Raw genomic sequence first — 26,971 nt, 5'->3', positions numbered from 1 at the left:
CCAAACGGCCTGCGCCGATCCGCGCGGGCGGCCTGCCGCCGCCTGCGCTCAAAGCAACGGCGTAATGCAAAAAGCCCATCGCTTGCGCAATGGGCTTTTCTGAATCTGGCGTCCCCACGGGGAATCGAACCCCGGCTACCGCCGTGAAAGGGCGGTGTTCTAACCGCTAAACTATAGGGACATCAAGTGGCGCACCCGGAGCGATTCGAACGCCCGACCCTCTGGTTCGTAGCCAGATACTCTATCCAACTGAGCTACGGGTGCGCTGACTGGCGGAGAAAGAGGGATTCGAACCCTCGATACAGGTTTAAGCCCGTATGCTTCCTTAGCAGGGAAGTGCCTTCGACCACTCGGCCATTTCTCCGTTCAGAGAGCGCCATATTAATTAGCGCTGCGCCCTCTGTCAAGCGTGTATCCGAAATTATTTACGCCGGCTGGTCCAGTCCAAAAACTTTATGCAAAACGCGAACCGCCAGCTCCAGATACTTCTCGTCCAGCAGCACCGATACCTTGATTTCCGAGGTGGAGATCATCTGGATGTTGATGCCCTCTTCCGCCAGGGTGCGGAACATGGTGGAGGCGATGCCGCAGTGCGAACGCATGCCCACACCCACAATGGAAATCTTGGCCACCTTGTCGTCGGCGTCGATCTTGGCGGCGCCGATATGGGTCTGCACTTCGCGCAGAATGGTCAGCGCGCGCTGGAATTCGCCGCGCGGCACGGTGAAGGAGAAATCGGTCGCGCCGTTTTCGCCCACGTTCTGGATGATCATGTCCACTTCGATATTGGCATCGGCGATCGGCCCCAGAATCTGGTAGGCGATGCCAGGCTTGTCCGGCACGCCCTTGACGTTGATGCGCGCTTCGTTACGGTCAAATGCGATGCCTGCGACAACGGCCTTTTCCATGCTTTCATCTTCCTCATACGTAATCAGGGTGCCTTCGCCTTCGTCTTCGAAGCTGGAGAGCACGCGCAAACGAACCTTGTACTTGCCGGCGAACTCCACCGAGCGGATTTGCAGCACCTTGGAGCCCAAGGACGCCATTTCGATCATTTCCTCGAAAGTGACGGTCTTCAGGCGGCGCGCTTCCGGCACCACGCGCGGATCGGTGGTGTATACGCCGTCCACGTCGGTGTAGATCTGGCATTCGTCGGCCTTCAACGCGGCGGCCAACGCCACGGCGGAGGTGTCCGAACCACCGCGGCCCAGCGTGGTGATATCGCCGTCTTCGTCCACGCCCTGGAAGCCGGCGACGATGACGACGCGGCCTTCATTGAGGTCGGAGCGCATCGCAGCGTCGTCGATATCCTGAATGCGGGCCTTGGTGTGGGCGTTGTCGGTGACCAGTTTCACTTGCCAGCCGCAGTAGCTCTTGGCCGGCACGCCGATTTCCTTCAGCGCCATGGCCAGCAGGCCGATGGTGACTTGCTCTCCGGTGGATACCACCACATCCAGCTCGCGCGGGTCCGGATAGTCCTGAATCTCCTTTGCCAGGGCGATGAGGCGGTTGGTTTCGCCGCTCATGGCGGACACCACCACCACGACATCATGTCCCTGCGACTTCCACTTGGCGACACGGCGGGCAACGTTCTTGATCCGTTCGGTGGTTCCAACCGAAGTGCCGCCGTACTTTTGTACGATGAGTGCCATGCTTGTTTCTTATATTCGAAAGGGTTGAAATGTCGAGCTTCGATTCTGACCCTAACTTGCCAAGAATTGCAAGACGGAATTCACCGCCGATATTGCATTGCAAAACCAGCTGCCGGCCCCTGCCGGAGCATCGCGGCGCAAGCTGCCGGCGCTGCCGTGCTTGCCGGCATCAATCCACGGCAGCCATGCCGTTTACTGGCAGATTATTTCTGTTGGATTACATGCGCAAACGTTCGGGACAACTATAGAGATTGGCGCGGCCGCGGCCGGCGAAGCCGATCAAGGTCAGGCCGTAGCGCGCGGCCATCTCCACCGCCAGCGAAGTGGGCGCAGACATCGCTATCAGGATTTCGATGCCGGCGGCGGCGGCTTTCTGCGCCATTTCATAACTGGCGCGGCTGGTGACGACGGCCGCGCCATCGCGCCAGCCTTGGCGCGCGCGCGCGCCGATCAGCTTGTCCAGCGCCACATGACGGCCCACGTCCTCGCTAAGATGCAGGAGTTCGCCCTGAGGCGTCACCCAGCCGGCGGCGTGGGCGCAGGCGGTGGCTTGAGATAGGCTTTGCGCCTGCTGCAAGGCCGGCAAGGCGCGCGCCAGCGCGTCCAGGCTAAAGCTTTGAGTAACCGGCAGCGGCGGCAGCGGCCTGTGGATTTCGGCCAACTGCTCCACGCCGCACAGACCGCAGCCGGTGCGCCCGGCCAGTTGGCGGCGGCGTTCTTTCAGGGCCATGAACCGGGCCGAAGCCAGCTCGATATGGACCTCCACCCCGCGCTCGCCCGGAAGGATGTCGATACCGTAGATTTCACCCGAATGGGCGATGATGCCTTCGGCCAGGCTAAAGCCGAGCGCGAAGTCTTCCAGCGCCATCGGGCTGGCCATCATCACCACGTGGGACAGGCCGTTGTACACCAGCGCCACCGGGGTTTCCACCGCCACCCAGTCTTGCCTGGCCTGAGCGCCGCCATCGCGGCAATCTAGAATGCCCAGCTCAAGCGCCGCATGCTCCAGCGCTTCATTTTTTTTCATAGAATTTGGCCCGCCATCCGCTGCAATAGTTTGTACTAATTGACACCTAGGGCGATAATAGATTTTCCGCTGTGAGTGAGCAATGCGCCCTTGGTGGGTCAAGGGCGCCAGGTTCATACCAAGGAGACAAACCCATGCAAGTCAGCAGACGGCAGTTTTTCAAGCTCTGCGCCGGCGGCATGGCAGGCACCACCATCGCGACCCTGGGCTTCATGCCCGAAACCGCGCTGGCCGACACGCGCAGCTATAAATTGATGCGCGCGACGGAAACCCGGAATACCTGTCCATACTGTTCGGTAGGCTGTGGCATCTTGATGTACAGCCTGGGCGACGGCGCCAAGAACGCCAAAGCCGATATTTTCCACATTGAAGGCGATCCGGACCACCCGGTCAATCGCGGCGCGCTCTGTCCCAAGGGCGCCGGCCTGATCGACTTCATCCACAGCCCCAACCGCCTGCGCTACCCCGAAGTGCGCGAAGCGGGCTCCAACGAATTCAAACGCATCAGCTGGGACGAAGCCTTCGAGCGCATCGCCGCCCACATGAAGCGCGACCGCGACGCCAACTTTGTCGAGAAAAACGCCGATGGCGTCACCGTCAACCGTTGGCTAACCACGGGCTTCCTGGCCGCATCCGCGTCCAGCAACGAGGCCGGCTGGCTCACCCACAAATTCACCCGCAGCCTGGGGCTGCTGGCGGTCGACAACCAGGCGCGTGTATGACACGGACCAACGGTGGCAAGTCTTGCCCCAACATTTGGTCGCGGTGCCATGACAAACCATTGGGTCGACATCAAGAACGCCAACCTCATTGTCGTCATGGGCGGCAATGCGGCCGAGGCGCACCCGGTGGGTTTCCGCTGGGCGATTGAAGCCAAGACCCGCAACAAGGCGAAGCTGATCGTCATTGATCCGCGCTTCACCCGCACGGCCTCGGTGGCGGATTATTACGCCCCCATCCGCACCGGCACGGACATTGCGTTCCTGTCCGGCGTGATCCGCTACCTGCTGCAAACCGGCAAGTACAATAAGGAATACACGCTGGCCTACACCAATGCCGCGCTCTTGGTGAACCCGGACTTCAAGTTCGACGACGGCCTGTTCTCCGGCTACAACGCGGAGAAGCACAGCTACGACAAATCCACCTGGACTTACCAGCTGGACGACAAGGGCATGGCCAAGCGCGACGACACCCTGTCCGACCCGCGCTGCGTAATCAATCTGATGCGCGACCACGTGGCCCGCTATACGCCGGAAATGGTGGAAACCCTCTGCGGCACGCCCAAGGAAGCTTTCCTCAAGGTATGCGAATACCTGGCGGAAACCGGCGCCCACGACAAGACCACGTCCTTCCTGTACGCGCTGGGCTGGACGCAGCACTCCATCGGTTCGCAGAACATCCGCACCATGGCGATGATCCAGCTGCTGCTGGGCAATATGGGCATGGCCGGCGGCGGGGTCAACGCCTTGCGCGGCCACTCCAACATCCAGGGTCTGACCGATATCGGCCTGCTGTCCACCAGCTTGCCGGGCTATCTGAACATGCCCTCGGAGAAAGAGCCCACGCTGGAGGCCTATCTGGCCAAGTACACCAGCAAGCCGCTGGCCGACGGGCAGATGAACTACTGGCAGAACTATCCCAAGTTCTTCATCTCGCTGATGAAGGCGATGTGGGGCGACAAGGCCACCGCCGACAACCAGTGGGGCTATGACTGGCTGCCCAAGTGGGACAAGAGCTACGACGTGCTGCAGTACTTCGAACTGATGCACCAGGGCAAGATCAACGGCTACTTCTGTCAGGGCTTCAACCCGGTACTGGCTTTCCCGGACAAGAACAAGGTGGTGTCTTCGCTCTCCAAGCTGAAGTACTTGGTGATCATGGACCCGCTGGCCACCGACACCTCCACCTTCTGGAAAAACCACGGCGAGCAGAACGATGTGAAGACCGCGGAGATCCAGACCGAGGTGTTCCGCCTGCCCACCACCTGTTTCGCCGAGGAAGACGGCGCGGTGGTCAACTCCGGCCGCTGGCTGCAATGGCACTGGAAAGGCGCGGACGCGCCGGGCGAAGCCATCACCGACGCGGAAATCCTGGCCGGCATCTTCACCCGCCTGAAGGCCCAGTACGCCAAGGACGGCGGCAAGAACGCCGAGGCCATCATGAGCCTGTCCTGGGCTTACGGCAACCCGCACGAGCCCAAGCCGGAAGAACTGGCCAAGGAGCTCAACGGCAAGGCGCTGGCGGACATCCCGGATCCAAAGAACCCGGGACAATTCCTGGCCAAGAAAGGCGAGCTGCTGTCCGGCTTCGCGCTGATGCAGGCCGACGGCAGCACCGCTTCCGGCTGTTGGATTTTCGCCGGCAGCTGGACCCAGGCCGGCAACCAGATGGCGCGCCGCGACAATAGCGACCCGTCCGGGCTGGGCAACACTCTAGGCTGGGCCTGGGCGTGGCCGGCCAACCGCCGCGTGCTGTACAACCGCGCTTCCTGTAAGCCGGACGGCACGCCGTGGGACAAAAAGCGGACGCTGATCAAGTGGAACGGCGAAAAATGGGTGGGCGTGGACGTGCCTGACTTCAAGGCCGACGAGCCGCCCGGCAGCGCCATGGGCCCCTTCATCATGCAGGCCGAGGGCCTGGGGCGGCTGTTCGCGCTCGACAAGATGGCGGAAGGCCCCTTCCCCGAGCATTACGAGCCGTTCGAAACGCCGCTGGGCACCAATCCGCTGCATCCCAAGGTGGTGTCCAATCCGGCAGCGCGGGTATTCGCCGCGGACCGCGAACAGATGGGCAAGCACGACGCCTTCCCGTACGCGGCCACCACTTACCGGCTGACCGAGCACTTCCACGGCTGGACCAAGCACGCGCGGCTGAACGCGATCGCCCAGCCGGAGCAATTCGTGGAAATCGGCGAGGCGCTGGCCAAGGAGAAAGGCATCGCTCACGGCGACACAGTGAAAGTGTCGTCCAAGCGCGGCTACATCAAGGCCAAGGCGGTAGTGACCAAGCGCATCCGCGCGCTGCAGGCGGGCGGCAAGACGGTGCACCAGATCGGGATTCCGATTCACTGGGGTTATGAAGGGGTGGCCAAGAAAGGCTTCAGCGCCAACACGCTGACGCCGTTTGTCGGCGACGCCAACACCCAGACCCCGGAATTCAAATCCTTCCTGGTCAACGTCGAGAAAGTATAAGGAGCGACCATGTCATCACTGCAATCGCAAGATATCCTGCGCCGCTCCGCCAGCCCCACCCAGCCGCCGGTGGTGCGCGATTACAAGGCCGAAGTGGCCAAGCTGATCGACGTGTCCACCTGCATCGGCTGCAAGGCTTGTCAGGTGGCCTGCTCGGAGTGGAACGACATCCGCGACGAAGTGGGCAGCAACGTCGGCGTCTACGACAACCCGGCCGATCTCACCGCGCACAGCTGGACAGTGATGCGCTACAGCGAGGTGGAGGAAAGCGGCAAGCTGGAGTGGCTGATCCGCAAGGACGGCTGCATGCACTGCGCCGACCCGGGCTGTCTGAAGGCCTGTCCGTCGCCGGGGGCCATCATCCAGTACGCCAACGGCATCGTGGACTTCCAGTCCGAGCACTGCATCGGCTGCGGCTATTGCATCTCTGGCTGTCCGTTCAACGTCCCGCGCATCAACCAGAAGGACAACAAGGCGTATAAATGCACCTTGTGCTCCGACCGGGTGATGGTGGGCCAGGAGCCGGCCTGCGTGAAGACCTGTCCCACCGGAGCCATCCGCTTCGGCACCAAGTCCGATATGCAGGCCTACGCCCACGAGCGGGTGGAAGAACTGAAAACCCGCGGCTACGCCAACGCCGGGCTGTACGATCCGGAAGGCGTGGGCGGCACTCACGTGATGTACGTGCTGCACCACGCCGACAAGCCGGAGCTGTATTCCGGCCTGGCCAAGGATCCCAAGATCAGCCCGGTGGTCAGCCTGTGGAAGGGCATCCTCAAGCCGCTGTCCACCATCGGCCTGGCGGCTTCGGTGTTGTTCGGCTTCTTCCACTACATCGGCGTCGGCCCCAATAAGGCGGAAGAGGAAGAGGAGGAACAGGCATGAGCAAGGAAAAGCTGATCAAGCGCTACAGCGCGGCGGAACGCGTCAACCACTGGATCGTGGCGGTGTGCTTCGTGCTGTTGGCGATTTCCGGCCTGGCCTTCTTCTACCCGGCCTTCTTCTGGCTGACCGGCGTATTCGGCACCCCGCAGCTGGCGCGCATCATCCACCCCTTCGTCGGGGTGCTGATGTTCCTCGGCTTCGCGCGCCAGTTCCTGCGTTACTGGCATCACAACTTCCTGGACAAGGAAGACGTGAAGTGGATGATGGCGGTGAAGTCAGTGCTGTCCGGCCATGAGGTCGGCGACATCGGCAAGTACAACGGCGGCCAGAAAGGCATGTTCTGGCTGATGACCGGCTGCATGCTGGTGCTGGTGTGCACCGGCTTCATCATGTGGCGGCCGTACTTCGCGATGTACTTCCCCATCCCGGTGATACGCGTGGCGCTGCTCCTGCACGCCTGGAGCGCGCTGATCCTGATCGCCGGCATCATCGTCCATGTCTACGCCGCCATCTGGGTGCGCGGCACGATACGGGCAATGGTGGAAGGCGTGGTCACCCACGCCTGGGCCAAGAAGCATCATCCGCGTTGGTATCGTGAAATGACCGGAGACAAGAACAAGCCATGAGCATACGCATCGTCCCCCTGGACGAGGCTGGCCGGCTGCAAACCGCGGCGGGAGAGATCCCGCCGTTGTTGCTGCCCCAGCCCGCCGAACGCTATCTGGCCCGCAGCCAGCGCCTGACGGCGCTGGCCGACGGCCACCCGATGGCGGCCTATCTGGCGTTCGCCGCCCGCATCGCCGCGGCTCAGCACCGGCTGGTGCGCGAACAGCCGGTAGCGCTGCCGCAGCGCGGCGATTACTTCCATCATTGCGCCGAACACGGCCTGCCGCCCTTGGGCGCAGCCGCCTGGCCGCGCGATCCGGTCTGGCGCGGCCTGCTGCGCGCGTTATGCGCGGAACTCTCCGCCCTGCCCGGCCCCGCCGGCGAAGTGGCGCGCGAGCTGGGACAGGCGAGCGACGACGCGCTGGAAAGCGCCGCGCGCGCGCTGCTGGACGGGGACTTCGCCGCCGTCGGCTCGGCGCGAGCGCCCTTGCTGTGGGCGGCGCTGTCAGTTTACTTCAGCCAGCTGGCCTCGCAACTGCAAGTTGCCGCGGTGGCCGAACCCGACGACGCCCGCCACCTGTGCCCGGTGTGCGCGATGCCGCCAGTGGCCAGCGTGGTGCGTCTGGGCAACGAGTCCGGCCTGCGCTACCTGCATTGCAGTCTGTGCGAAAGCGAATGGCATCTGGTGCGCGCCAAGTGCAGCAATTGCGAAGCCACGCGCGACATCGGCTACTGGTCGCTGGAGCAAGGCGACAGCCAGCAGGCCGCGGTGCGAGGCGAAAGCTGCGGCGACTGCGGCAGCTACCTGAAGATCCTGGCGCTGGACAAGGACCTGAACGCCGAGCCGGCAGCCGATGACCTGGCCTCGCTGGCGCTGGATCAGCAGCTGGAGCAGCGCGGCTTTGCCCGCAGCGGGGTGAATCCGCTGCTGTTCCCCGGCTGAGAAGCGCTTCTGTTTCCACCCTGCCAGCCTCCTTCACGGAGGCTTTTTTATTGCCTAGGCAAGCGGCTTGGCCGCTCCGGCCGTTTGCATAAGAAAAAACCAACAACTACAAAAAAGGTATGACTTTTTTCTATTCCGGTTAATCGACATGGCTCTGCTCCCGCCTCTGACGCCAAGAAACCGCCTGCTGCTGGGCCTGGCCATCAATGGCGGCGTCTTGTGCTGGCTGTTTTGGGGGCATGCCCTGCTCTGGGCCGGGCTGGCGCTCAGCTCCATCGCACTGGCGCTGGCGCTGAGCTGGCCCTCTCCGGTCGACGCCGCGGAAGAGACGCCCAACCCGGATGCCTACTGGCAGGGCTTCGCCAGCCATGTTTGCGCCTTGCTCCCGCTGTGGGCCGGCCACATCTCCTTGGGCAAGGAACAAATGGACGACGCCGCCAACCGGCTGACCCTGCGCTTCGACGGCATCTTGCGTCAAGTCGGCGGCGCGGTGCCCAAACCCGGCGAGCACACCGACCAAGCGGCGCTGGCGCAGGCGGAAAGCCGGCTCAAGCACATGCTGCAGCTCTTGCAAAACGCCACCCGACAACAAACCGACCTCGCCATCCATCTGCACACTTTGGGCCAATCGGCCAATACCCTGCAAAACCTGGTGCGCAGCCTGATCAGCGGCCGCCAGTTGGACGGCGAGCAAAGCATCGAACAACTGGGCAGCGACACGCTGGAACAGCTGTCCCGTTTGCAAAACCAGATCGACAAGGCAATGGGCAGCCTGGCGCAGATGGCGCACGAGCCGCTGCGGCCGCACACGCTGCTAAACCCCGCCGACCCCGCCGCGCAAGATAAAGAAGCCGTTCTGGACGAAGAGGCCGCTCAGTCTCAATCCTTGCAGCAGGCGCTTGAAGACATCCTGGTGCAACTGCAATTCCAGGATAGGGTCGATCAAATCCTCAGCGGAGTGCAAAACGACATGCGCAGGCTGGAAAGCGTCTTCAGCCAGGCGCTGATCGATACCAAACAGCGGCCGACGCCGCCGGACACGGCAGCCTGGCTAGAGGCCTTGAAAAACAGCTATACCACCCATGAGCAGCGCGTCCTGCACAGCAGCGACAAGACTGAATCGGGCAATAACCAAAACAACATTACCTTTTTTTGATCCGGGGAACGCTTCCGATGGCCAAAACCATACTCATCGTCGATGATTCGGCCAGCCTGCGACAGGTGGTGCGCATGACGCTTGCCGGCGCGGGCTATGAGGTGCTGGAGGCCGGCAACGGCCAGGAGGCGCTGGATGTGCTGGACGGACGCAAAGTCCATCTGATCGTCTCCGACGTGAACATGCCGCTGATGGACGGCATCGCCTTGCTGCGCAATATCAAGGTCCATCCCAATTACAAATTCACTCCGGTCATCATGCTGACCACGGAATCCTCCGAGGAAAAGAAGCAGGAGGGCAAGGCCGCCGGCGCCAAAGCCTGGGTGGTCAAACCATTTCAGCCGCCGGTGCTGTTAACCGCCGTTTCCAAATTGATCCTGCCCTGAACGGGAGCCCGACATGCCGCGCACCCGCAAAAAATCAGACGCCCAAGACGGCGCGCCCGCCACACCGTCCGCCGACGTTTTCCAACTGACGCTCAGCGGAGAACAAACCATTTACCAGGCGGCGGAACTGCATCAGCAGCTTCACGCCGCCCTGGCCGGCCACGCCGCCATCGAGCTGGATATGTCCTGTGTCGGAGAACTGGACTGCGCCATCGCCCAGGTGCTGCTGTGGCTGCGCCGGGAAAGCCTGCGCAAGGGTGTCGCGTTGCGCTTCATCGCCCCCAGCCCGGCCTCTCAGGACTTCATACGACTCGTCGGCCTACAAGGCGAGCTCTCATTGGAAGAGGCCGCGCATGGATCTTGAACTGGCGCTGCAAACCTTCTTCGAAGAGTCCAACGATCTGCTGGGGGAGATGGAAAGCATCCTGCTGGACGCGGAGGCCGACTCCACCACCACGGAACAGCTGAACGCCCTGTTCCGCTCCATGCACACCATCAAGGGTTCCGCCGGGCTGTTTGGTCTGGACATCGTCGTCGGCTTCACCCATGAGGTGGAAAACGTGCTGGACCTGCTGCGCGACGGCGCCCTGCGGCTGGACGATATGCTGACCGGCCTGCTGCTGCGCTGCCACGACCACGTCAAGGAGATGCTCACCGCGCTGGCGGCCAAGGACAGCCTGGAGCGCTTCGCCGACACCGAACTGCTGGACGAGCTGATCGCCTACAACCGCGCGGCCGGCGGCGCCGCGGCTCAGGATGCGGCGGAAACAACCCTGCCCCCGGAAACACCGCCCGCAGCGGCCCCATCCGAACCTCCGGCCGCGCCCGACGCGCAAAAGCCGGAGCAGTGGCTGCTGTCGCTGCGCTTTGGCCCAGACATGTTGCGCAACGGCATGGACCCGTCTTCCTTCATCCGCTATCTCGCCACCATCGGCGAGATCGATCGGATCGAAGCCGTCACCACCCAACTGCCGGCCGGCGACGCCTTCAATCCGGAAACCAATTATCTGCGCCTGGAGGCGCTGTACCGCAGCCCGGAAGAACAGCAGACGCTGCTGGATGTCTTCGAATTCGCCCGCGAAGACAGCGAGGTCCATATCTGGCCGTGGCCGCCCACTTCACGACAACAAGCGCAGACGCTGGCCAGCGCCGCGCCGGAGGAGGCCGAGGCGGTGCAGGCGGTATGGCTGCGCTTTGGCCTGGAACCCGAGACCACCGAGCCGGAAGCCGCGCCCGACGAGTCCTTCGCGATGGAGGTGGAAACGCCGCAGGCGGAAGTCGTGGAATTGGCGCAGGAGGAACATTCCACCGCGGACCTCGATCCTGTTCTGCTCGTCGACGCGACCCAGGAAGCCCCGGCAGCCCGCGCCGGCGTCAAGACCTCCGGAGACGCCAAAAGCGGCAAGCAGGCTGAAAGCAAATTCATCAAGGTGGAGGCTGGCAAGCTGGACAGCCTGATCAACCTGATAGGCGAACTGGTGATCGCCGGCGCCGCCGCCAACCTGGTGGCGCGCCGTTCTCAGCAAAGCGCGCTGGTGGAGGCCACTCAAACCATCGCCAACCTGATCGAACAGATCCGCGCCGGTACGCTGTCCATGCGCATGATCCAGATCGGCGAAATCTTCAGCCGCTTCCCGCGCGTGGCGCGCGATGTCTCCCGCGAACTGGGCAAGGACATCCAGCTGCACATCTCCGGCGCGGAAACCGAGCTGGACAAATCCATGGTGGAAAAACTGGGCGACCCGCTGATGCACATCGTGCGCAACGCCATAGACCACGGCATCGAAACCACGGAGCGCCGGCTCGCCAGCGGCAAGCCGGCGGAAGGGCATGTCTGGCTCAACGCCTACCATGAGTCCGGCAGCATCGTGATCGAAGTGGCCGACGACGGCGGCGGCCTCAACCAAGAGCGCATCCTGGCCAAGGCGGTGGAACGCGGCCTGGTTCCCGCCGATTCCGCGCTGCCGGAGCAGGACGTGTTCCGGCTCATCTTCGAGGCAGGCTTCTCCACCGCGGACCAGGTCACCAACATCTCCGGCCGAGGCGTCGGCATGGACGTGGTGAGAAAAAGCATAGAGCAGCTGCGCGGCACCATAGACATCGAATCAGAACTCGGGCTCGGCACCACCTTCCGCATCCGGCTGCCGCTGACGCTGGCCATCATCGACGGCTTCCTGGTGGAAGTGGCCGCCGCCACCTTCGTGGTACCGCTGGAAGCGGTGATCGAATGCATAGAACTACCCGCCGCCCTGGACAAAGACAGCGTTCACGACTGCCTGAATCTGCGCGGCGAGTTGCTGCCGCTGCTGCGCCTGGACAGCTTCCTGGATTTGCCGTCGGTCGCGGCCAAACGCCGCAACGTGGTGGTGGTCCACTACGGCGATCGCAAGGCTGGTCTGGTGGTGGATGCCCTGCTGGGCGAATTCCAGACCGTGATCAAGCCGCTGGGCAATCTGTTCCGCCATCTCAAGGCCATCAGCGGCTCCACCATCTTGGGCACCGGCGAAGTCGCCTTGATTCTCGACGTGCCCGCCCTGATCCACCATGCCACCCAAAAAGAGGCGGAGCGGTACGCGCTGCTTCCCGCCCGGGAATGGGACGCTGGCACGACAAACACCGCGGCGAAAACGGATAGGAGCGCCCAATGAGCCAATACAAACACGGCATGTCCATCGCGCAGAAGCTCGGGCTGGGTTTCGGCCTGATCATCGCGCTGATGCTGATCTGCGTCAGCGCAGCGCTGTACGGGCTGGAAGTCAGCAATATCGCCCTGCGCGACATCACCCAGGTCAACAACACGGAAAGCCGGCTGGCGCGCCAATTGATCAGCGACAATCAGGACATCCGGATTGCCTACCGCAACGTGATGCTGGCCGAGGGGCCTGCCGACATCAACAACGCGCTGCAAGCCTATCAGGCGGCAAAAATCATCTATACGGACAGGGAAAAGAAGCTGGCCGAAGTGTTCCGGCAAGCCAGCAACAACACCCCACAAGAATTGGAGCAGATGAGCCGCATCCAGAATATGCGCCCCGCCACGCTGGCCCTGGTGGACAAGGCGGTGGATCTAGCCAACCAGGGCCGCCTGGATGAGGCCAAGAAATTGATGCAGAACGAGATCGCTCCGCAAATGATCGCCTTCAACCAGCAACTGACCGCGCTGGCGGACCTGGAAGACAAACTCAACGACCAACTGGCCAATCAGGCCGACGCCAGCTATCAGCAAGCCCACTGGGTGATGATAGCGCTGTCCTTGCTGGCCACCTTGATCAGCGCCGGCCTCGCCACGCTGATCACCCGCAACCTGCTGCGCACTCTGGGCGGCGAACCGCACTACGTGTCCGAAGTGATGCGTCAGGTGGCCGACGGCAATCTGGACGCGGAAATCCGGCTGCGGCAGGGAGACCAAAGCAGCCTGTGCGCCGCCATCGCCGTCACCATAGAACGGATGCGCAACATCATCGCCGAGGTCAAGAGCGGCTCCGAGGCGCTGTCCAGCGCCGCGCAGCAGATCAACTCCACCTCCCAGGCGCTGTCCCAGGCCGCCAGCGAACAGGCCGCCGGCATTGAGGAGACATCGGCCTCCGTGGAAGAGATGTCCTCGTCCATCAGCCAGACCAACGACAACGCCCGCGTCACCGAGAGCATCGCCACCAAGGCCTCGCGCGAGGCGGCCGAGGGCGGCGAGGCGGTACGCCGCACCGTAGAGGCGATGCGTCAGATCGCCGATAAGATCGGCATCGTCGACGACATCGCCTACCAAACCAATCTGCTGGCGCTCAACGCCGCCATCGAAGCCGCGCGCGCCGGCGAGCACGGCAAGGGCTTCGCCGTGGTGGCCGCCGAAGTGCGCAAGCTGGCCGAGCGCAGCCAGATCGCCGCTCAGGAAATCAGCGGCGTGGCCGGCAGCAGCGTCAAGCTGGCCGAGCAGGCCGGCCAGTTCCTGGAGGAAATCGTCCGCTCCAGCAGCCGCACCGCCGATCTGGTGCAGGAAATCGCCGCCGCCTCCAATGAACAGGCCAGCGGCGTCAGCCAGATCAACTCCGCCATCCAGCAACTGAGCCTGACCACGCAGCAGAACGCGTCCGCCAGCGAAGAACTGGCCTCCACCGCCGAGGAAATGAACGACCAGGCCGAACATCTTCACGAGCTGATGGGCTACTTCAAGCTGGGCGCCGCCGAATCCTTCCACCCCGCGCCGCGCGCGCGGCGCGAGTCCGTGCTGCAGCACAAACCGCTGCACCCGCCGCTGGCGGAAGAGTCCGACTTCATCCGTTTCTAACCGGACTAGCGCCATGAAACCGCTCCATCTGCAGCGCAAACACGACAACGCCGTCTCCGCCGAAGGGCAGACCGACGCACGCCAATACCTGACCTTCCAGCTGGGCGGCGACGTCTTCGCCATCGGCATCCTGGCAATACGTGAAATCCTGGAATATTTGAAACCCACCCATGTGCCGCTGATGCCGCCCTTCATTCGCGGCGTGATGAATTTGCGCGGCTCGGTGGTGCCGGTAATAGACCTGTCGTTGCGCTTCGCCCGAGGCGAAACCGAAATCAATCGCCGCACCTGCGTCGTCATCATCGAGGTTGAAGGAGAAGACCAGCTGCAGTTGATCGGCATTCTGGTGGACGCAGTGCACGAAGTGCTGGCCATTCCCGACGCAGACATCGAGCCTCCGCCCCAGTTCGGCAGCAAGATCCGCGTCGACTTCATTGCCGGCATGGCCAAGCTGGACGGCCACTTCATCGTGCTGCTCAATGTCAACAAAGTGCTGTCGGTCGATGAAATGGCCCTGATCTCCAGCCTGGGCCAGCAGGAAACCGCAGCGGAAACCCAAACGGAAAAGGCCTGAGCGGCCATGCCGGCCCACTTCGCCCCCGCGCCCGGCCCAAGTTTTCTGTCCGTCTCCCGGCAGTTGAAACTGGGCTTCGGCGCGCTGCTGTTTCTGCTGCTGGCCTTGATTGGCGCGGGGCTGTACGGCCTGGAGCAATTCCACGTTCAATTGGAGGAGATCACCCAAGTCTATGGCCGCCACGCCCGGCTCAGCGACCGCATGCAGGTCCAGATCCAGGAAATGCGCATCGACTACCGCTCGCTGATCATCGTCTCCTCCCGCCGCGACATCGACACCTGGCGCGAACGCTATTTGAGCGCGCGCAACCGCTACCTGGAGCTGGAGCAGCGCCTGGCCGACGGCATCGCCCGGCAACAAGCGCCGGGCCGGGCCAGCCTGCAACAGGCCCTGCGGCAACTGCAAAATCGCCGCATAGAGGCCTTCATCCAGTTGGACCAGGCGATGCGCCAGGCCGCCGCCAACCAAAAATACGAAGCGCGCAAAGTCCTGGGCCACGCTACGCCCAATTTCCTCGCCGCCTTGCGGAAGCTGCGGACAGAAACCCACGCCTTGCAGCAACAAGCCGCCCTGCAAGCGGAGAGCCGCGGCCGGGAATTGAAAACGCTGTTGCTGACGCTGGCCGGAGGCAGCGCGCTGGCCGGCCTGCTGCTGGCTTGGGCCATTCACCGCAACCTGTGGCGCATCCTGGGCGCGGAGCCCGACGAGCTGGCCGAGCGCATGCGCGAAATGGCCGCCGGCCGGCTATGGCGCGGCGGCAAGCTGCCCGCGGGAACTCGCCGCAGCGTGCACTCCACCTTGGAATACAGCAGCCGCCACCTGAGCGACATCATCCAAGACGTGCGTCACAACGCCGACCAATTGGCCGACAGCGCCCGCGAAATCCGAGCCACCGCCGAGGCGCTGGCGCAAAACAGCTGGGCCGCCGCGCTCAGCGTGAGCGCCACCGCCCAATCCTGCGCTCAAATGCACGACGTCAGCCAAGGCAACCTGGCTCAGGCCGAACTGACCAACGCCGCCGCGCACGACGCCGCGCGCCAAGTAGCTGACGGCAAACAAGCGGTGCAGACCGCGGAAAACGCGCTGGAACAGATTGCCGAGCGCATCGCAACCGTCGAAGACATCGCCTACCAAACCAATTTGCTGGCGCTCAACGCCGCCATAGAGGCCGCCACCGCCGGCCGGCACGGCCATGGTTTCGCCGTGGTGGCCGGCGACGTGCGCAAGCTGGCCGAACGCAGCCATCACGCCGCCCGGGAAATCAGCGAACTGGCCCGGCACAGCCGCCATGAAGCGCGTCAGGCCGCGCGCGCGCTGTCCGGCATTCTGGAACGCAGCGCGGCCACCGCGGAACTGGTGGGCGGCATCAGCGCCGCCAGCCGGGAAGAGGCGCGCGGCATATCCCAAGTCCGCGACGCGATGGAGCACCTGGGCGAGGTGTCCCAGCGCAACACCTCCAACAGCGAAGCGCTGGCGGCCACCGCCGCCGAAGTGCACAAACAGGCGGCGCGTCTGCAACAGCAAATCGCTTACTTTCTGATTCAGGAGACAAGCGCGGAGACGGAGAGCGCGTCGAATCCACCCTGAAACGGCGCGGCAACTGATCTACATTAAAACGAATGAACCGGTCGCTTGGCCACCTTCGGCACAAAGGCCCTGGTAATGACAAAACAAGACGTCGATATTTTCCTTCATCCCGGCGATTGGTACTTCGGCGACAAGCACCACAAGGTCCGCACGCTGCTAGGTTCCTGCGTCTCGATCACGCTGTGGCATCCCAAAGCCAAAATCGGAGGGATGTGCCACTACCTGCTGGCTCGGCGCACCGACCGCAGGGCATCGACATTGTCGGGCCGCTACGGCGACGAAGCCATGCTGTTGATGCTGCACGAGGTGCTGAACTCCGGACTGCCCTTGCAGGAATTCCACGCCAAGCTGGTGGGTGGAGCCGCGGTGCTGGCCGGCATCGAACGCGATCAGCCGCACGACGTGCCGTCGCGCAATATCGACATGGCCTACCAGTTGGTGAAACAACTCGGGCTATCCGTGCATGCGGAGGATTTGGGCGGCAACAGCCCGCGGTTGGTGATGTTCGATCTGGCAACGGGCGATGTGTGGGTAAAACAAACGCAAGACGCGGACATGAGCAAGATCTCCGCACACCATAAGGCAAGGACTCGGGCATGACTATCAAAGTGCTGATCGTGGACGACTCTGCAGTGGTTCGCCAAGTGCTGAGCCAGGTTTTCAGCCAGGCAACCGGCATGACGGTGATGGATGTGGCCACCGACCCCATCGCCGCGATGGAAAAAATGAAACAGCAATGGCCGGACGTCATCGTGCTGGACATCGAGATGCCGCGCATGGACGGCATTACCTTTCTCAAGCAGTTGATGGCCAGCCGGCCGACGCCGGTGGTGATCTGCTCGTCGCTGACGCAAAAAGGCACCGACATCAGCATGCAGGCGATGGCCGCCGGCGCGGTGGAGGTAATCGCCAAACCCATGGCCGGGGTCAAGGGCTTTCTCGAAGAGAGCGCCAGCCAACTGGTGCATGCGGTGCGCAGCGCCGCCGCCGCCCGAATGAACCGAGTGCGGGTGATGCCCTCCGCCGGCGGCGGAGCGCCCTCTGGCGGCCCGGCGCCAACACCCAACCCGCTGGAAACCCGGCCCAAGCTGTCCGCCGACGCCATCCTGTCCGCGCCCACCGGCGGCAATATGTTCGCCACCACGGAACGCATCATTGCCGTGGGCACCTCCACTGGCGGCACCCAGGCCTTGGAAACCGTCCTCACCGCTTTGCCGCGCACCTGCCCCGGCCTCGCCATCGTCCAGCACATGCCGGAAAAATTCACCCGCTCTTTCGCCGAGCGGCTGGACAGCCTGTCCCAGATCGAAGTCAAGGAAGCCAGCAACGGCGACCGCATCCTGCCGGGCCGCGCGCTGATCGCCCCCGGCGGCAAGCACATGATGATCAAACGCAGCGGCGCCTTCTATCTGGTGGAAGTGGTGGATGGACCGCTGGTCAGCCGCCACAAGCCGTCGGTGGATGTGCTGTTCCGCTCCGCCGCCAAGTTCGCCGGCAAAAACGCGCTGGGCATCATCATGACCGGCATGGGAGACGACGGCGCCAAGGGCTTGAAGGAAATGCACGACTGCGGCGCCAAGACCATCGCCCAAGACGAGGAAAGCTGTGTCGTGTTCGGCATGCCCAAGGAAGCGATCCGCCTGGGCGCGGCCGACGAAGTGATGTCGCTGGACACCATCGCCAAGGCGATTTGCCGCTGAACGAGGAAACACCATGCAACTGGATATCCAGGACGTCCTGATCATTGACGACAGCACCTTGCAACGCCAGCACGGCTGCGAGATCTGCCAAGGCCTGGGCGCGCAGCAGATCCGCCAGGCCGCCAACGGCGAGGAAGGTCTGGAGCGGATGCGCGAGCAACTGCCCAGCCTGATCCTGCTGGATTTGGAAATGCCCAAACTGGACGGCGTGCAAGTGATGCAACACATGGCCAAAGAGGGGCTGACCGCGCCGCTGGTGGTCACTTCCAGCAAAGACTATCTGTTGATCTCCACCGTGGAGCTGATGGGGCGGGAGCTTGGACTACCGGTGCTAGGCGGCTTAAAGAAGCCGCTGCGCCAGCCCGAGTTGCTGGACCTGCTCAAACGGGTCTGGACGCCCAAGGGCAGCGACGAACACCATGCCGAACTGTTCAGCGAGGTAGAGGTGCGCGAGGCCCTGGACAAGGGCGAGATCATTCCCTACTACCAGCCCAAGGTCACCCTCAACGGCGGCTTGCTCAAAGGCGCGGAAATGCTGGCGCGCTGGCAGCACCCGGAGCTCGGCATCGTCTCGCCCGCCCGCTTCATCCCGGTGGTGGAAGCCAGCGGCTGGGCCACCGAACTGACGCTCAGCATGCTGGACCAAGGCCTGAAGCAATGGCAGGAATGGGCGCGTCGCGGGCTGCGGCTGCCGCTATCGGTCAACCTGTCGGCGCTGTCGCTGAAGGGAGACGACCTGACACAGCAAATCGAGCAGCGGCTGCTTAGCACCCATGTGCCGCCTCGCTTCATCATCTTCGAAGTGACCGAGACCGCGATCGCCGACAACCTGGCCGAGGCCATCGGCATCGCCGCCCGGCTGCGGCTGGGCGGCCTGGGTCTGTCCATCGACGACTTCGGCACCGGCTTCGCCACCTTGCAGCAACTGACCCGCTTCCCGTTCACCGAACTGAAAATCGATCAATCGCTGGTCACCTCGGTGTCCACCAAGCCGCACCTGGAAGCCGTGCTCAACAGCGTGATCGAACTGGCCCAACGCATGCAACTGACTACCGTGGCCGAGGGCATAGAAACCACCACCGACCTGGACTTCATGGGCAACCGCGGCTGCTTGATGGGCCAGGGCTATTTCATCGCCAAGCCGATGGACGCGCCCCACTTTGAAAGCTGGGTCAAGGAAAGAATGCAGCAGCATAAGGAGGCCAGCACCGGCTGACCCCGGACTTTGAACCGGCGCTTAGAGCCTGTTCAAAGTCTGCCGCGCTTCGTGGAGCCTTGCACGGCGAGTACAAACTCAAAATGCTCATGTACCCCTCGTACACTCCGCTTTTTCGCTCGTTTTCGCCTTGTCTCGCTCTGGTTCGCAAGATCGTAAAATCGCGCTTACACCGACCACAACGGCGGCTCGTCCAACAGCGCAATCTGCTCGCGCAAGGTCAGAATCTGCTCCTCCCAATAACGCTGGCTGTTGAACCAGGGGAAGGCGACCGGAAAGGCCGGATCGTGCCAACGCCGAGCCAGCCAGGCGCTGTAATGGATGAGACGCAGGGTGCGCAAGGCCTCCAGCAGATGCAGTTCGCGCAGGTCGAACTCGCAGAAGTCCTCGTAGCCGGCCAGCACCTCGGCCAACTGCGCCGATTGCTCCTCGCGGCTGCCGGACAGCAACATCCACAAATCCTGTACCGCCGGCCCCATGCGGCTGTCGTCAAAATCGACAAAATGCGGGCCGTCGTCGGTCCACAGCATATTCCCGACATGGCAATCGCCGTGCAGCCGCAGCGTGCTTACCGCGCCTGCTCGCTGGTAAGCGCGCTCGACGCCGGCCAAGGCTTGCTCCAGCACGCCGCGAAACACCTCGCGCAATTCCGGCGGCAAGTCCGCGTGCCGCAACAGGTATTCCGCCGGCTCGCGGCCAAAACTGTCCGGGTCCAGCGCCGGCCGCCTCGCGTAGCCCTCCACTCGGCCCAAGGCGTGAATGCGCCCAAGGAAACGGCCGATCCACTCCAAGGTTCGCGCGTCGCCCAGCTCAGGCACCCGGCCTCCGCGGCGAGGAAACAAGGCGAAGCGGAAACCGCCGTGATGGTGCAGCGTCGCGCCGTTGAAAGCCAACGGCGGCACCACCGGGATCTCGCGTTCCGCCAGCTCCAGCGAAAACGCGTGCTCCTCCAGTATCTGCTCGTCGCTCCAGCGCTCCGGCCGGTAAAACTTGGCCACCAGCGGCGCGGCGTCGTCGATGCCGATCTGATAAACCCGGTTCTCATAGCTGTTCAGCGCCAGCAAGCTGCCGGAGCTGAAAAGGCCCAGGCTGTCCACTGCGTCGAGAATGGCGTCCGGCGTGAGACCGGCGAAGGGAGGCGTTTGATGTGTCTGCATCCGGGCATTATACGCAGCCGGCAGCTCTCAAGCGTAAGCGGGTAAAATGAAGGAATCTGACGTCGCGCCGGAAGCCCCCATGGATCTGAAAAACCTGTATACCCGCCTGCCCTCCGTAGACCGCCTGCTGAGCCACGACCGTCTGTCCCGCCTGCTGGGCCGCCACGGCAACGCCGCGCTGGCCGAAGCCGTGCGCCAGACGCTGGAGCAGGCGCGCCGGACCATACGCGAACAGCACGCGCTGCCGCCCTGGGCCGCCAGCGACGACAGCCTGGCCGCCGCGGTAGGCGACCGCGTCGCCGAGCGCCAGCGCATGCGGATGCGCCCGGTGTTCAACCTGTCCGGCACCGTCTTGCACACCAATTTGGGCCGCGCGCCGATGGCCGAGGCCGCGGTGGGCGCGGTGACCGCGGCGATGCGCGAAGCCGCCACGCTGGAATTCGACCTGCAAGGCGCCGGCCGCGGCCACCGCGACCAGGCGGTCAGCGAACTATTGCGCGAACTCACCAGCGCTGAAGCCGCCTGCGTGGTCAACAATAACGCGGCGGCGGTGCTCATCATGCTGTCCACCGTGGCCGCCGGCCGCGAGGTCATTCTGTCCCGCGGCGAGATGGTGGAGATCGGCGGCGCCTTCCGCATGCCGGACGTGATGCGCCAGGCCGGCTGCCGGCTGGTGGAAGTGGGCGCTACCAACCGCACTCACCTGAAGGACTATCGCAACGCGATCACGGCGGAAACCGGCCTCCTGCTCAAGGTCCACACCAGCAATTACGCGATTCAGGGCTTCGCCAGCAGCGTGGCGGAGGCGGAACTGGCCGAACTGGCGCGCGAACGCGGCCTGCCGGTGGCCACCGACCTGGGCTCCGGCGCGCTGATCGACCTGGCCGCCCACGGCCTGCCTCACGAGCCGATGCCGCAGCAGATGATCGCCGCCGGCGTAGACTTGGTCAGCTTCTCCGGCGACAAGCTGCTGGGCGGGCCGCAGGCCGGCCTGATCATCGGCAAGCGCGAATGGATAGACAAGATTCAGCAACACCCGCTCAAACGCGCGCTGCGCTGCGACAAAATGACGCTCGCGGCGTTGGAAGCCACGCTGCGGCTATATCTGGAACCGGACCGGCTGCCCGAAACCCTGCCGACGCTACGCCTGCTGACCCGCCCGCAAACAACGATGCGCGCCAGCGCCGAGCGCCTGCGCGCCCCGCTGGCCGCCGCTCTGGGAACGGACTATCTGGTAGAGGACGCCGCCTGCCTGTCCCAGATCGGCAGCGGCTCGCTACCGGTGGACCGCTTGCCCAGCTGGGCGCTGGCGGTTTCGCCCGCCGACGGCCGAGGCGGCACGCTGGAACGGCTGGCCGAAGCGCTGCGCGCGCTGCCGCGGCCGGTGATCGGCCGCTTGGCCGACGGCCGGTTATGGCTGGACCTGCGCTGCCTGGAGGATGAAACCGGCTTTATCGACAACCTGGGCTCATTGGCGCGTCCATAGCCACACCAAAACGCCGGCGGCCATGGCCCAGCATGCCGCCGCGCCCAGCAAGGCCGCGCCCAAGCGCCAACGGTCGACCAGCCAATACAAAGCCAACAAATAAATAAAATAAGGCAGCAGCGAAGCCATGCCGAACAGCAAGGTGGTTTTCAGCTCGGCCACGCCGCGCTCGCTGCCCACAATATAATGCGCGATCAGCGCGAAGGTGGGAAACAGCGGCACCAGGCCGGCGATATAGTAATTTCTGGACCTGGCCAACACGCTGATCAACAAGACCGCCAGCGCGCCCAAGGCGCTTTTCAACAATAAAGCCATTTCCTTACCCGCCCGCGGAAAACCACGATTGTGTCACAAGCCGTCCAGCCAACGGCTGAGGTTCATTCTTGTTCTCATTCTCATTAATAAAAACAATCAATTTTTTAAAATTAATAGCCAATATGCGATAATAGCGATATCCCACCCACTGCCGGACTGCACTGCCATGGCCCACACTCATCACGCCATCGACGGCGACAGCGTAGAAAAACGCCGCGCCGGCCGCATCAGCACGCTCGTCAGCGTCGCGGTCAATCTGATTCTCTCCACCACCCAGATCGTGGTGGGCGCCCTGGCGCACTCCTCCGCCTTGATCGCCGACGGCCTGCACTCGCTGTCCGACCTGATCGCCGACTTCGTCGTCTTGCTGGCCGGCAAACACAGCCACAAAGCGCCGGACAACGATCACCACTACGGCCACCACCGCTACGAGAACGCCGCCTCGCTGGTTCTGGGCCTGCTGTTGCTGGGCGTCGGCCTGGGCATGCTGTACAGCGCCGCCGCTAAATTCCACGACCCCGCCTCCATCCCCACCGTCCATGTCGTCGCCTTGTGGGTGGCGCTGCTGGCCCTGGTGGTCAAAGAGGCGCTATTCCGCTACATGCTGGCGGTGGCTAAACGCGTGCGCTCCAGCATGCTGGTGGCCAATGCCTGGCACGCGCGCTCCGACGCGGCCTCCTCCCTCGTGGTGGCGCTGGGCATTATCGGCAACCTGATGGGCTACCCGCTGCTGGACCCGGTGGCCGCGCTGCTGGTGGGGCTGCTGGTCGCCCGCATGGGCTGGCGCTTCGGCTGGGATGCGATGCATGACCTGATGGACCGCGCCGCCGACGACGAGGCCGTCGCCGCCATCCGCGAAACCCTGCTGGCCACCCCCGGCATCCACGGCGTTCATGACCTGCGCACTCGCAAGATGGGCGATCTGATCCAAGTGGATGTGCATTTGGAAGTAGACGGCTCAATCAGCGTGGAGCAGGCTCACGCCATCTCAGAAGCCGCGCGCCACCATGTGCTGGAACGGCACCCGGTGCTGGACGTGCTGATCCATATCGATCCCGTCGAGCACTACCTTCCGGACGCCGCGCCCACTAGCTGAGCGCGGCCCCATGGCCAAGCCCGCCGTTTCTGGCGATACTTGGCCTTTTACCCCTTCAGCTTCGCCCGCCATGATTATCGCCACCGCCGGACACGTAGACCACGGCAAAACCGCCCTGCTGCACGCCCTGACCGGCACCGACGCCGACCGTCTGCCGGAAGAAAAAAAACGCGGCATGACCATAGATCTGGGCTATGCCTATTTGCCCACGCCGGACGGCGGCGCGATCGGTTTCATCGACGTGCCCGGCCATGAACGCTTCCTCGGCAATATGCTGGCCGGGGTTGGCGGCGTGCGCCACGCGCTGCTGGTCATCGCCGCCGACGACGGCGTGATGCCGCAAACCCGCGAACACCTCGCCATTCTGCAATTGCTGCAGCTGGACAGCCTGACCGTGGCCGTCAGCAAAAGCGATCTGGTCGGCCCGGAAGCACTGGAACGCGTCATGAGCGAAGCGCGACAGACGCTGACGGAGCACGGCCTGCAAGCGACAGCGCTGCTCCCGGTTTCCGCGCGCACCGGCGTCGGCGTCGATGATTTACGGCGGCAACTGCTGCAACAGCGCGGCGACGCGACGGGAACGGAACGGCGCTTCCGTCTGGCGATAGACCGCGCCTTCACCATAGGCGGCGCCGGCCTTGTGGTAACCGGCACGGCTTGGGGCGGCCGCGTCAGCATGGGCGACACGCTATGGCTGAGCGGCAAGGACGTTCCAGTCCGCGTACGCGGCCTGCACGTGCAAAACCAGCCGGCGCGGCAAGGCCAGGCGGGGCAGCGCATCGCGCTCAACCTGGCAGGCGACATCGAAAAACAACAGATTCAGCGCGGCGACTGGCTGCTGGCGCAAGCGGCCCCGGCACCGAGCACCCGCGTCAGCGTCCGCTTGCGCCTGGCTCCGGGGCTTCACACCGCGCTGCGCCATTGGCAGGCCGTACATATCCATCACGCGGCCAGCCACTGCACCGGCCGGGTGGCGCTACTGGAACGCTCGCAGCTCCATTCCGGCGACGAGGGGTTGGCGGAACTGAGCCTGGACCGTCCGCTCCACCTGGCCGACGGCGACCGGATAATCCTGCGAGACGCCGGCGCGCAGCACACGCTGGCCTGCGCCACGGTGTTGGAGCGGCAACCGCCCACCCGCGGCAAGCGACACGACGAACGGCTGACCTATCTGCGCGCCCTGGCCGCGGCGGGAATGGAGGATATCGAGAATCTGCGGCTCCGCCTCAGCCGGCAAGCGGTTTCCCTGCCCGATCTGGCCTGGGACCGGCAATTAAACGAAACCGGCCTGGCGGAACTGCTGCGCGCCGCGCCGCTACGCATCGCCGGCCAACATGCTTATGCGCCGGAACACTGGGCAAGTTTGCTAGAACAACTGCTGCAACGGCTGGCGGTCCTGCATCTTCAGCAACCGGATCAACTGGGCGCCAGCCGCGGCCGCGCGCGCCGGCTGGCGCTGCCGCAGGAAAGCGAGGCGGCCGTCAACTTGATGATTGATCAGTTGCTGGCGGAAGGGAGGCTGGCCAACACCCGCGGCTGGCTGCACCTGCCCGAGCACGTGCTGGCTTTCAGCCCAGAAGAGACCGCGCAGTGGCGGCGATTGGAACCGGCTTTCGCCGAGGAGAACCAAGCGCACTGGGTACGGGATCTGGCAACGGCTGCCGGCTTGGAAGAAGAACAGGCGCGCGCCTTGCTGCGCAAAGCCGCACGACTGGGTCATGTCCACGCCGTGGTGCGGGACCGCTATTGCTCCAGCGCGACCATACGCGGCATGGCGGCCATCGTTCGAAACCTGAACCAAGACGTCGGCTACGCCGACGCCGCCAACTTCCGCGATCAGTTGGGCTGCGGCCGCAAGCTGGCGATTCAGATCCTGGAATACTTCGACCGCTGCGGTTTTACCCGTCGCTTGGGCGACAAACACCTTCTGCGCGAAGCCCGGCTGTTCGACTAGCCGGCATGCCCGGGGCCTGGCGGCGACTCCAAGGCCCGGCCCAGCACCGCGCGCAGCCGGCTGATATCAAACGGCTTCTCCAGACGCGCGGCGAACCAAGCGGCGCGCGGGTCGGCGTACTCTTCCGGATACGCCGTCATCGCGATGATTTTCACGCCACGGTGGCGCACGCTGCGCTTCAGCGCTTCCGCCACTGAATAACCGCTCTCATTACCCAGCTGCATGTCCAACAACACCACGTTGAAGCTCGCCTGCTGCAGCTTTTGACAAGCTTCCGCCACAGAGCTGGCGGTGGACACCGCGTAACCGTTCATCTGCAGACAATCTGAAAATGGCTCTCGGATATTCTTGTCGTCGTCCACCACCAACACCGAGCGCTCCGGCCCCGGCAGTTGGTCGGGCACCACAATCGGCAAACGGACGATGAATTCGGAGCCGACGCCTACCACGCTCTTCAGCTCCAACTCGCCGCCCAGCAGCGACACCAGCTCCTTGACCACCGCCAAACCCAGCCCGCTGCTGCCCACTCGACGCGCATGCCCCTGGAAAAACGGCTGGAAAATGCGAGATTGAAACTCCTCAGGCACGCCGATGCCGGTATCTATCACCCGTATATCCAAAATATTGCGGCCATCGGCGGCGTCCACACCGGCCTCAACAGTAACCGTCCCGTGATCCGTGTAACGAATGGCGTTGGTCAGCAGATTCCCGACTATCTGCCGTAAACGGTCTCCGTCCAACCTCACCTTCGGCGGCAACTCGCCCAGCCGCACATGCAGGCCCAGGCCCTTGCCATCCAGCTGAGCGCGATGCACGTCGATCACCTCGTTCAGCGCCGCCGCCACATCGACATCGCTGATATGCAAGCGGAACTGCATGTTTTTGATCGCGGAGATGTCCATGATGTCCCGCACCTGGGTCATAAGATGCGCCATGCAGGTTTTCAAGCGCCCCACCGCCTTCGCCGCCTTTCCTGCCGGATCAATGTCGGGCTCGATCAGCTCCACGCATACCTGCATGGTCTGCAGCGGCGAGCGGATCTCGTGGCTCAGCGTGGCGAGGAAGGTGGTGCGGTCCAGTTCCGCGTTCACCGTGGCCTTATGCGCCTCACGCTCTTGTTCCAATAGTTGCTGACGGGCGGCGGCGTCGCGGCGCGCGCCCTGATAGCGGTACAAGAGCACGAAAATCACCATGCAAATGCCGCCCAGCGCGAACCACAGCGAAGCGACCAACTGCTGGTTGTGCCGCAAATCCTTATTGCGCGCGTCGCGGGACGACACCTCGGCCACGCGCGCCTGAACCGCGAACTCCGCCAGCGAAGGCCTGATGCTGTCGATGCGGTCTATATTCTGCTGCGCGGTCCTTAGGCTGGGATGCAGAATATTCTCGTCTTCGAAGAAATCCTGCAGCAGGCTGGCGGTGCCCTTGAAGCCGTCCACGCGGCTCAGCATCTCCTGCATCTTGGATGGAGTGACGAAATCGAGGAAACGGCTGTTGGCCACCGCCAAGCGAAATTGCACTTGCGACTCGGGGACTTCCCCCGCCTTCAACCTCAACAGGTCCGCGCGGGCTTTCTCAAGCTCAAGCTGCATCTGCGCCACCGACCAGTACAAATCTTCGCTGCGCCCCTCAAAGCTGCGCGCCGGCACATAACGCTCGATCGCCATGTAAACGCCGATGGCGAGCAACAAAAAGCCAAGCAAGGCCAGCGCCGGAATCCCCTTCCAGCCGGACAGCATCGATTTGTTCATCGCTCGT

Annotated in this window: 22 protein-coding genes and 3 tRNA genes; 17 read left to right on the top strand and 8 right to left on the bottom strand. The window is 63.7% G+C overall.

Annotated elements, in window-relative coordinates:
• Positions 1–106: 106 nt before the first annotated feature.
• The 5 genes from DXT74_RS07365 to fdhD all read right to left on the bottom strand — a co-directional run bounded on the left by DXT74_RS07365 (position 107) and on the right by fdhD (position 2,679).
• A tRNA-Glu gene (locus DXT74_RS07365) sits at positions 107–181 on the bottom strand.
• 6 nt (positions 182–187) lie between these two features.
• Positions 188–264: transfer RNA gene (locus DXT74_RS07360), tRNA-Arg, on the bottom strand.
• A 6-nt stretch (positions 265–270) separates the two neighbouring features.
• Positions 271–364 (bottom strand) — tRNA-Ser (locus DXT74_RS07355).
• Between the two features lie 61 nt (positions 365–425).
• Positions 426–1,652, bottom strand: coding sequence for an aspartate kinase (locus tag DXT74_RS07350; protein ID WP_048414282.1), 1,227 nt, complete (start codon positions 1,650–1,652; stop codon positions 426–428).
• A gap of 217 nt (positions 1,653–1,869) precedes the next feature.
• Positions 1,870–2,679 (bottom strand): formate dehydrogenase accessory sulfurtransferase FdhD, encoded by an 810-nt coding sequence (fdhD, locus tag DXT74_RS07345; protein ID WP_043640065.1) that lies wholly within the window; start codon positions 2,677–2,679, stop codon positions 1,870–1,872.
• A 134-nt stretch (positions 2,680–2,813) separates the two neighbouring features.
• On the opposite strand from fdhD, the gene fdnG reads away from it, so the two are divergent.
• The 14 genes from fdnG to DXT74_RS07275 all read left to right on the top strand — a co-directional run bounded on the left by fdnG (position 2,814) and on the right by DXT74_RS07275 (position 19,205).
• Positions 2,814–5,870: a formate dehydrogenase-N subunit alpha gene (gene fdnG / locus DXT74_RS07340; protein WP_081554773.1), complete on the top strand. Its 3,057-nt coding sequence runs from the start codon at positions 2,814–2,816 to the stop codon at positions 5,868–5,870.
• Between the two features lie 9 nt (positions 5,871–5,879).
• Positions 5,880–6,755, top strand: a complete 876-nt coding sequence (gene fdxH / locus DXT74_RS07335) for a formate dehydrogenase subunit beta (protein ID WP_043640061.1) — start codon at positions 5,880–5,882, stop codon at positions 6,753–6,755.
• Positions 6,752–7,381 (top strand): formate dehydrogenase subunit gamma, encoded by a 630-nt coding sequence (locus DXT74_RS07330; RefSeq protein ID WP_019103010.1) that lies wholly within the window; start codon positions 6,752–6,754, stop codon positions 7,379–7,381. Before fdxH ends, DXT74_RS07330 begins: the two co-directional genes overlap by 4 nt.
• On the top strand, positions 7,378–8,304 hold the full coding sequence (gene fdhE / locus DXT74_RS07325; protein WP_081554771.1) for a formate dehydrogenase accessory protein FdhE: 927 nt from the start codon (positions 7,378–7,380) through the stop codon (positions 8,302–8,304). Before DXT74_RS07330 ends, fdhE begins: the two co-directional genes overlap by 4 nt.
• A gap of 148 nt (positions 8,305–8,452) precedes the next feature.
• Complete coding sequence (locus DXT74_RS07320) at positions 8,453–9,460, top strand: hypothetical protein (RefSeq protein ID WP_081554770.1); 1,008 nt, start codon at positions 8,453–8,455, stop codon at positions 9,458–9,460.
• Positions 9,461–9,477: 17 nt separating this feature from the next.
• Positions 9,478–9,846, top strand: a complete 369-nt coding sequence (locus tag DXT74_RS07315) for a response regulator (RefSeq protein ID WP_019103013.1) — start codon at positions 9,478–9,480, stop codon at positions 9,844–9,846.
• A 13-nt stretch (positions 9,847–9,859) separates the two neighbouring features.
• On the top strand, positions 9,860–10,210 hold the full coding sequence (locus tag DXT74_RS07310; RefSeq protein ID WP_081554769.1) for a lipid asymmetry maintenance protein MlaB: 351 nt from the start codon (positions 9,860–9,862) through the stop codon (positions 10,208–10,210).
• On the top strand, positions 10,200–12,494 hold the full coding sequence (locus DXT74_RS07305; protein WP_194427644.1) for a chemotaxis protein CheA: 2,295 nt from the start codon (positions 10,200–10,202) through the stop codon (positions 12,492–12,494). The genes DXT74_RS07310 and DXT74_RS07305 overlap by 11 nt, the downstream gene beginning before the upstream one ends.
• Positions 12,491–14,128: a methyl-accepting chemotaxis protein gene (locus DXT74_RS07300; protein WP_194427643.1), complete on the top strand. Its 1,638-nt coding sequence runs from the start codon at positions 12,491–12,493 to the stop codon at positions 14,126–14,128. The genes DXT74_RS07305 and DXT74_RS07300 overlap by 4 nt, the downstream gene beginning before the upstream one ends.
• A 13-nt stretch (positions 14,129–14,141) precedes the next feature.
• Positions 14,142–14,702, top strand: coding sequence for a chemotaxis protein CheW (locus DXT74_RS07295; RefSeq protein ID WP_019103017.1), 561 nt, complete (start codon positions 14,142–14,144; stop codon positions 14,700–14,702).
• A gap of 6 nt (positions 14,703–14,708) precedes the next feature.
• Entirely contained in the window at positions 14,709–16,289 is a 1,581-nt protein-coding gene (locus DXT74_RS07290; protein WP_194427642.1) for a methyl-accepting chemotaxis protein, read from the top strand.
• A 75-nt stretch (positions 16,290–16,364) separates the two neighbouring features.
• A complete protein-coding gene (locus DXT74_RS07285) occupies positions 16,365–16,889 on the top strand; it encodes a chemotaxis protein CheD (protein WP_043591400.1) in 525 nt (174 codons plus the stop codon).
• Positions 16,886–17,989, top strand: coding sequence for a chemotaxis response regulator protein-glutamate methylesterase (locus tag DXT74_RS07280; protein WP_043591196.1), 1,104 nt, complete (start codon positions 16,886–16,888; stop codon positions 17,987–17,989). Before DXT74_RS07285 ends, DXT74_RS07280 begins: the two co-directional genes overlap by 4 nt.
• 13 nt (positions 17,990–18,002) lie before the next feature.
• Positions 18,003–19,205 (top strand): EAL domain-containing protein, encoded by a 1,203-nt coding sequence (locus DXT74_RS07275; RefSeq protein WP_043640049.1) that lies wholly within the window; start codon positions 18,003–18,005, stop codon positions 19,203–19,205.
• A 167-nt stretch (positions 19,206–19,372) separates the two neighbouring features.
• Here the strand turns inward: DXT74_RS07275 and DXT74_RS07270 are convergent, their stop codons facing one another.
• On the bottom strand, positions 19,373–20,362 hold the full coding sequence (locus tag DXT74_RS07270) for a serine/threonine protein kinase (RefSeq protein ID WP_194427641.1): 990 nt from the start codon (positions 20,360–20,362) through the stop codon (positions 19,373–19,375).
• A gap of 79 nt (positions 20,363–20,441) precedes the next feature.
• Here DXT74_RS07270 and selA point away from each other — a divergent pair, with 79 nt between their 5' ends.
• Entirely contained in the window at positions 20,442–21,848 is a 1,407-nt protein-coding gene (gene selA, locus DXT74_RS07265) for an L-seryl-tRNA(Sec) selenium transferase (protein WP_194427640.1), read from the top strand.
• Here selA and DXT74_RS07260 read toward each other — a convergent pair.
• Positions 21,831–22,163, bottom strand: coding sequence for a GlpM family protein (locus DXT74_RS07260; protein WP_194427639.1), 333 nt, complete (start codon positions 22,161–22,163; stop codon positions 21,831–21,833). The genes selA and DXT74_RS07260 overlap by 18 nt on opposite strands.
• Positions 22,164–22,329: 166 nt before the next feature.
• On the opposite strand from DXT74_RS07260, the gene DXT74_RS07255 reads away from it, so the two are divergent.
• Both DXT74_RS07255 and selB read left to right on the top strand, forming a co-directional pair.
• Positions 22,330–23,259 (top strand): cation diffusion facilitator family transporter, encoded by a 930-nt coding sequence (locus DXT74_RS07255; protein ID WP_194427638.1) that lies wholly within the window; start codon positions 22,330–22,332, stop codon positions 23,257–23,259.
• A gap of 70 nt (positions 23,260–23,329) precedes the next feature.
• Positions 23,330–25,213 (top strand): selenocysteine-specific translation elongation factor, encoded by a 1,884-nt coding sequence (gene selB / locus DXT74_RS07250; RefSeq protein ID WP_194427637.1) that lies wholly within the window; start codon positions 23,330–23,332, stop codon positions 25,211–25,213.
• Here selB and DXT74_RS07245 read toward each other — a convergent pair.
• Positions 25,210–26,964, bottom strand: a complete 1,755-nt coding sequence (locus tag DXT74_RS07245; protein WP_194427636.1) for a HAMP domain-containing sensor histidine kinase — start codon at positions 26,962–26,964, stop codon at positions 25,210–25,212. The genes selB and DXT74_RS07245 overlap by 4 nt on opposite strands.
• Positions 26,965–26,971: the final 7 nt, after the last annotated feature.

It is taken from the genome of Chromobacterium sp. Rain0013, from assembly GCF_015291765.1.
Lineage (GTDB): Bacteria > Pseudomonadota > Gammaproteobacteria > Burkholderiales > Chromobacteriaceae > Chromobacterium > Chromobacterium haemolyticum.
Note: the sequence above shows the minus strand (reverse complement) of the source record. Positions and strands in the feature narration are given on the sequence as shown.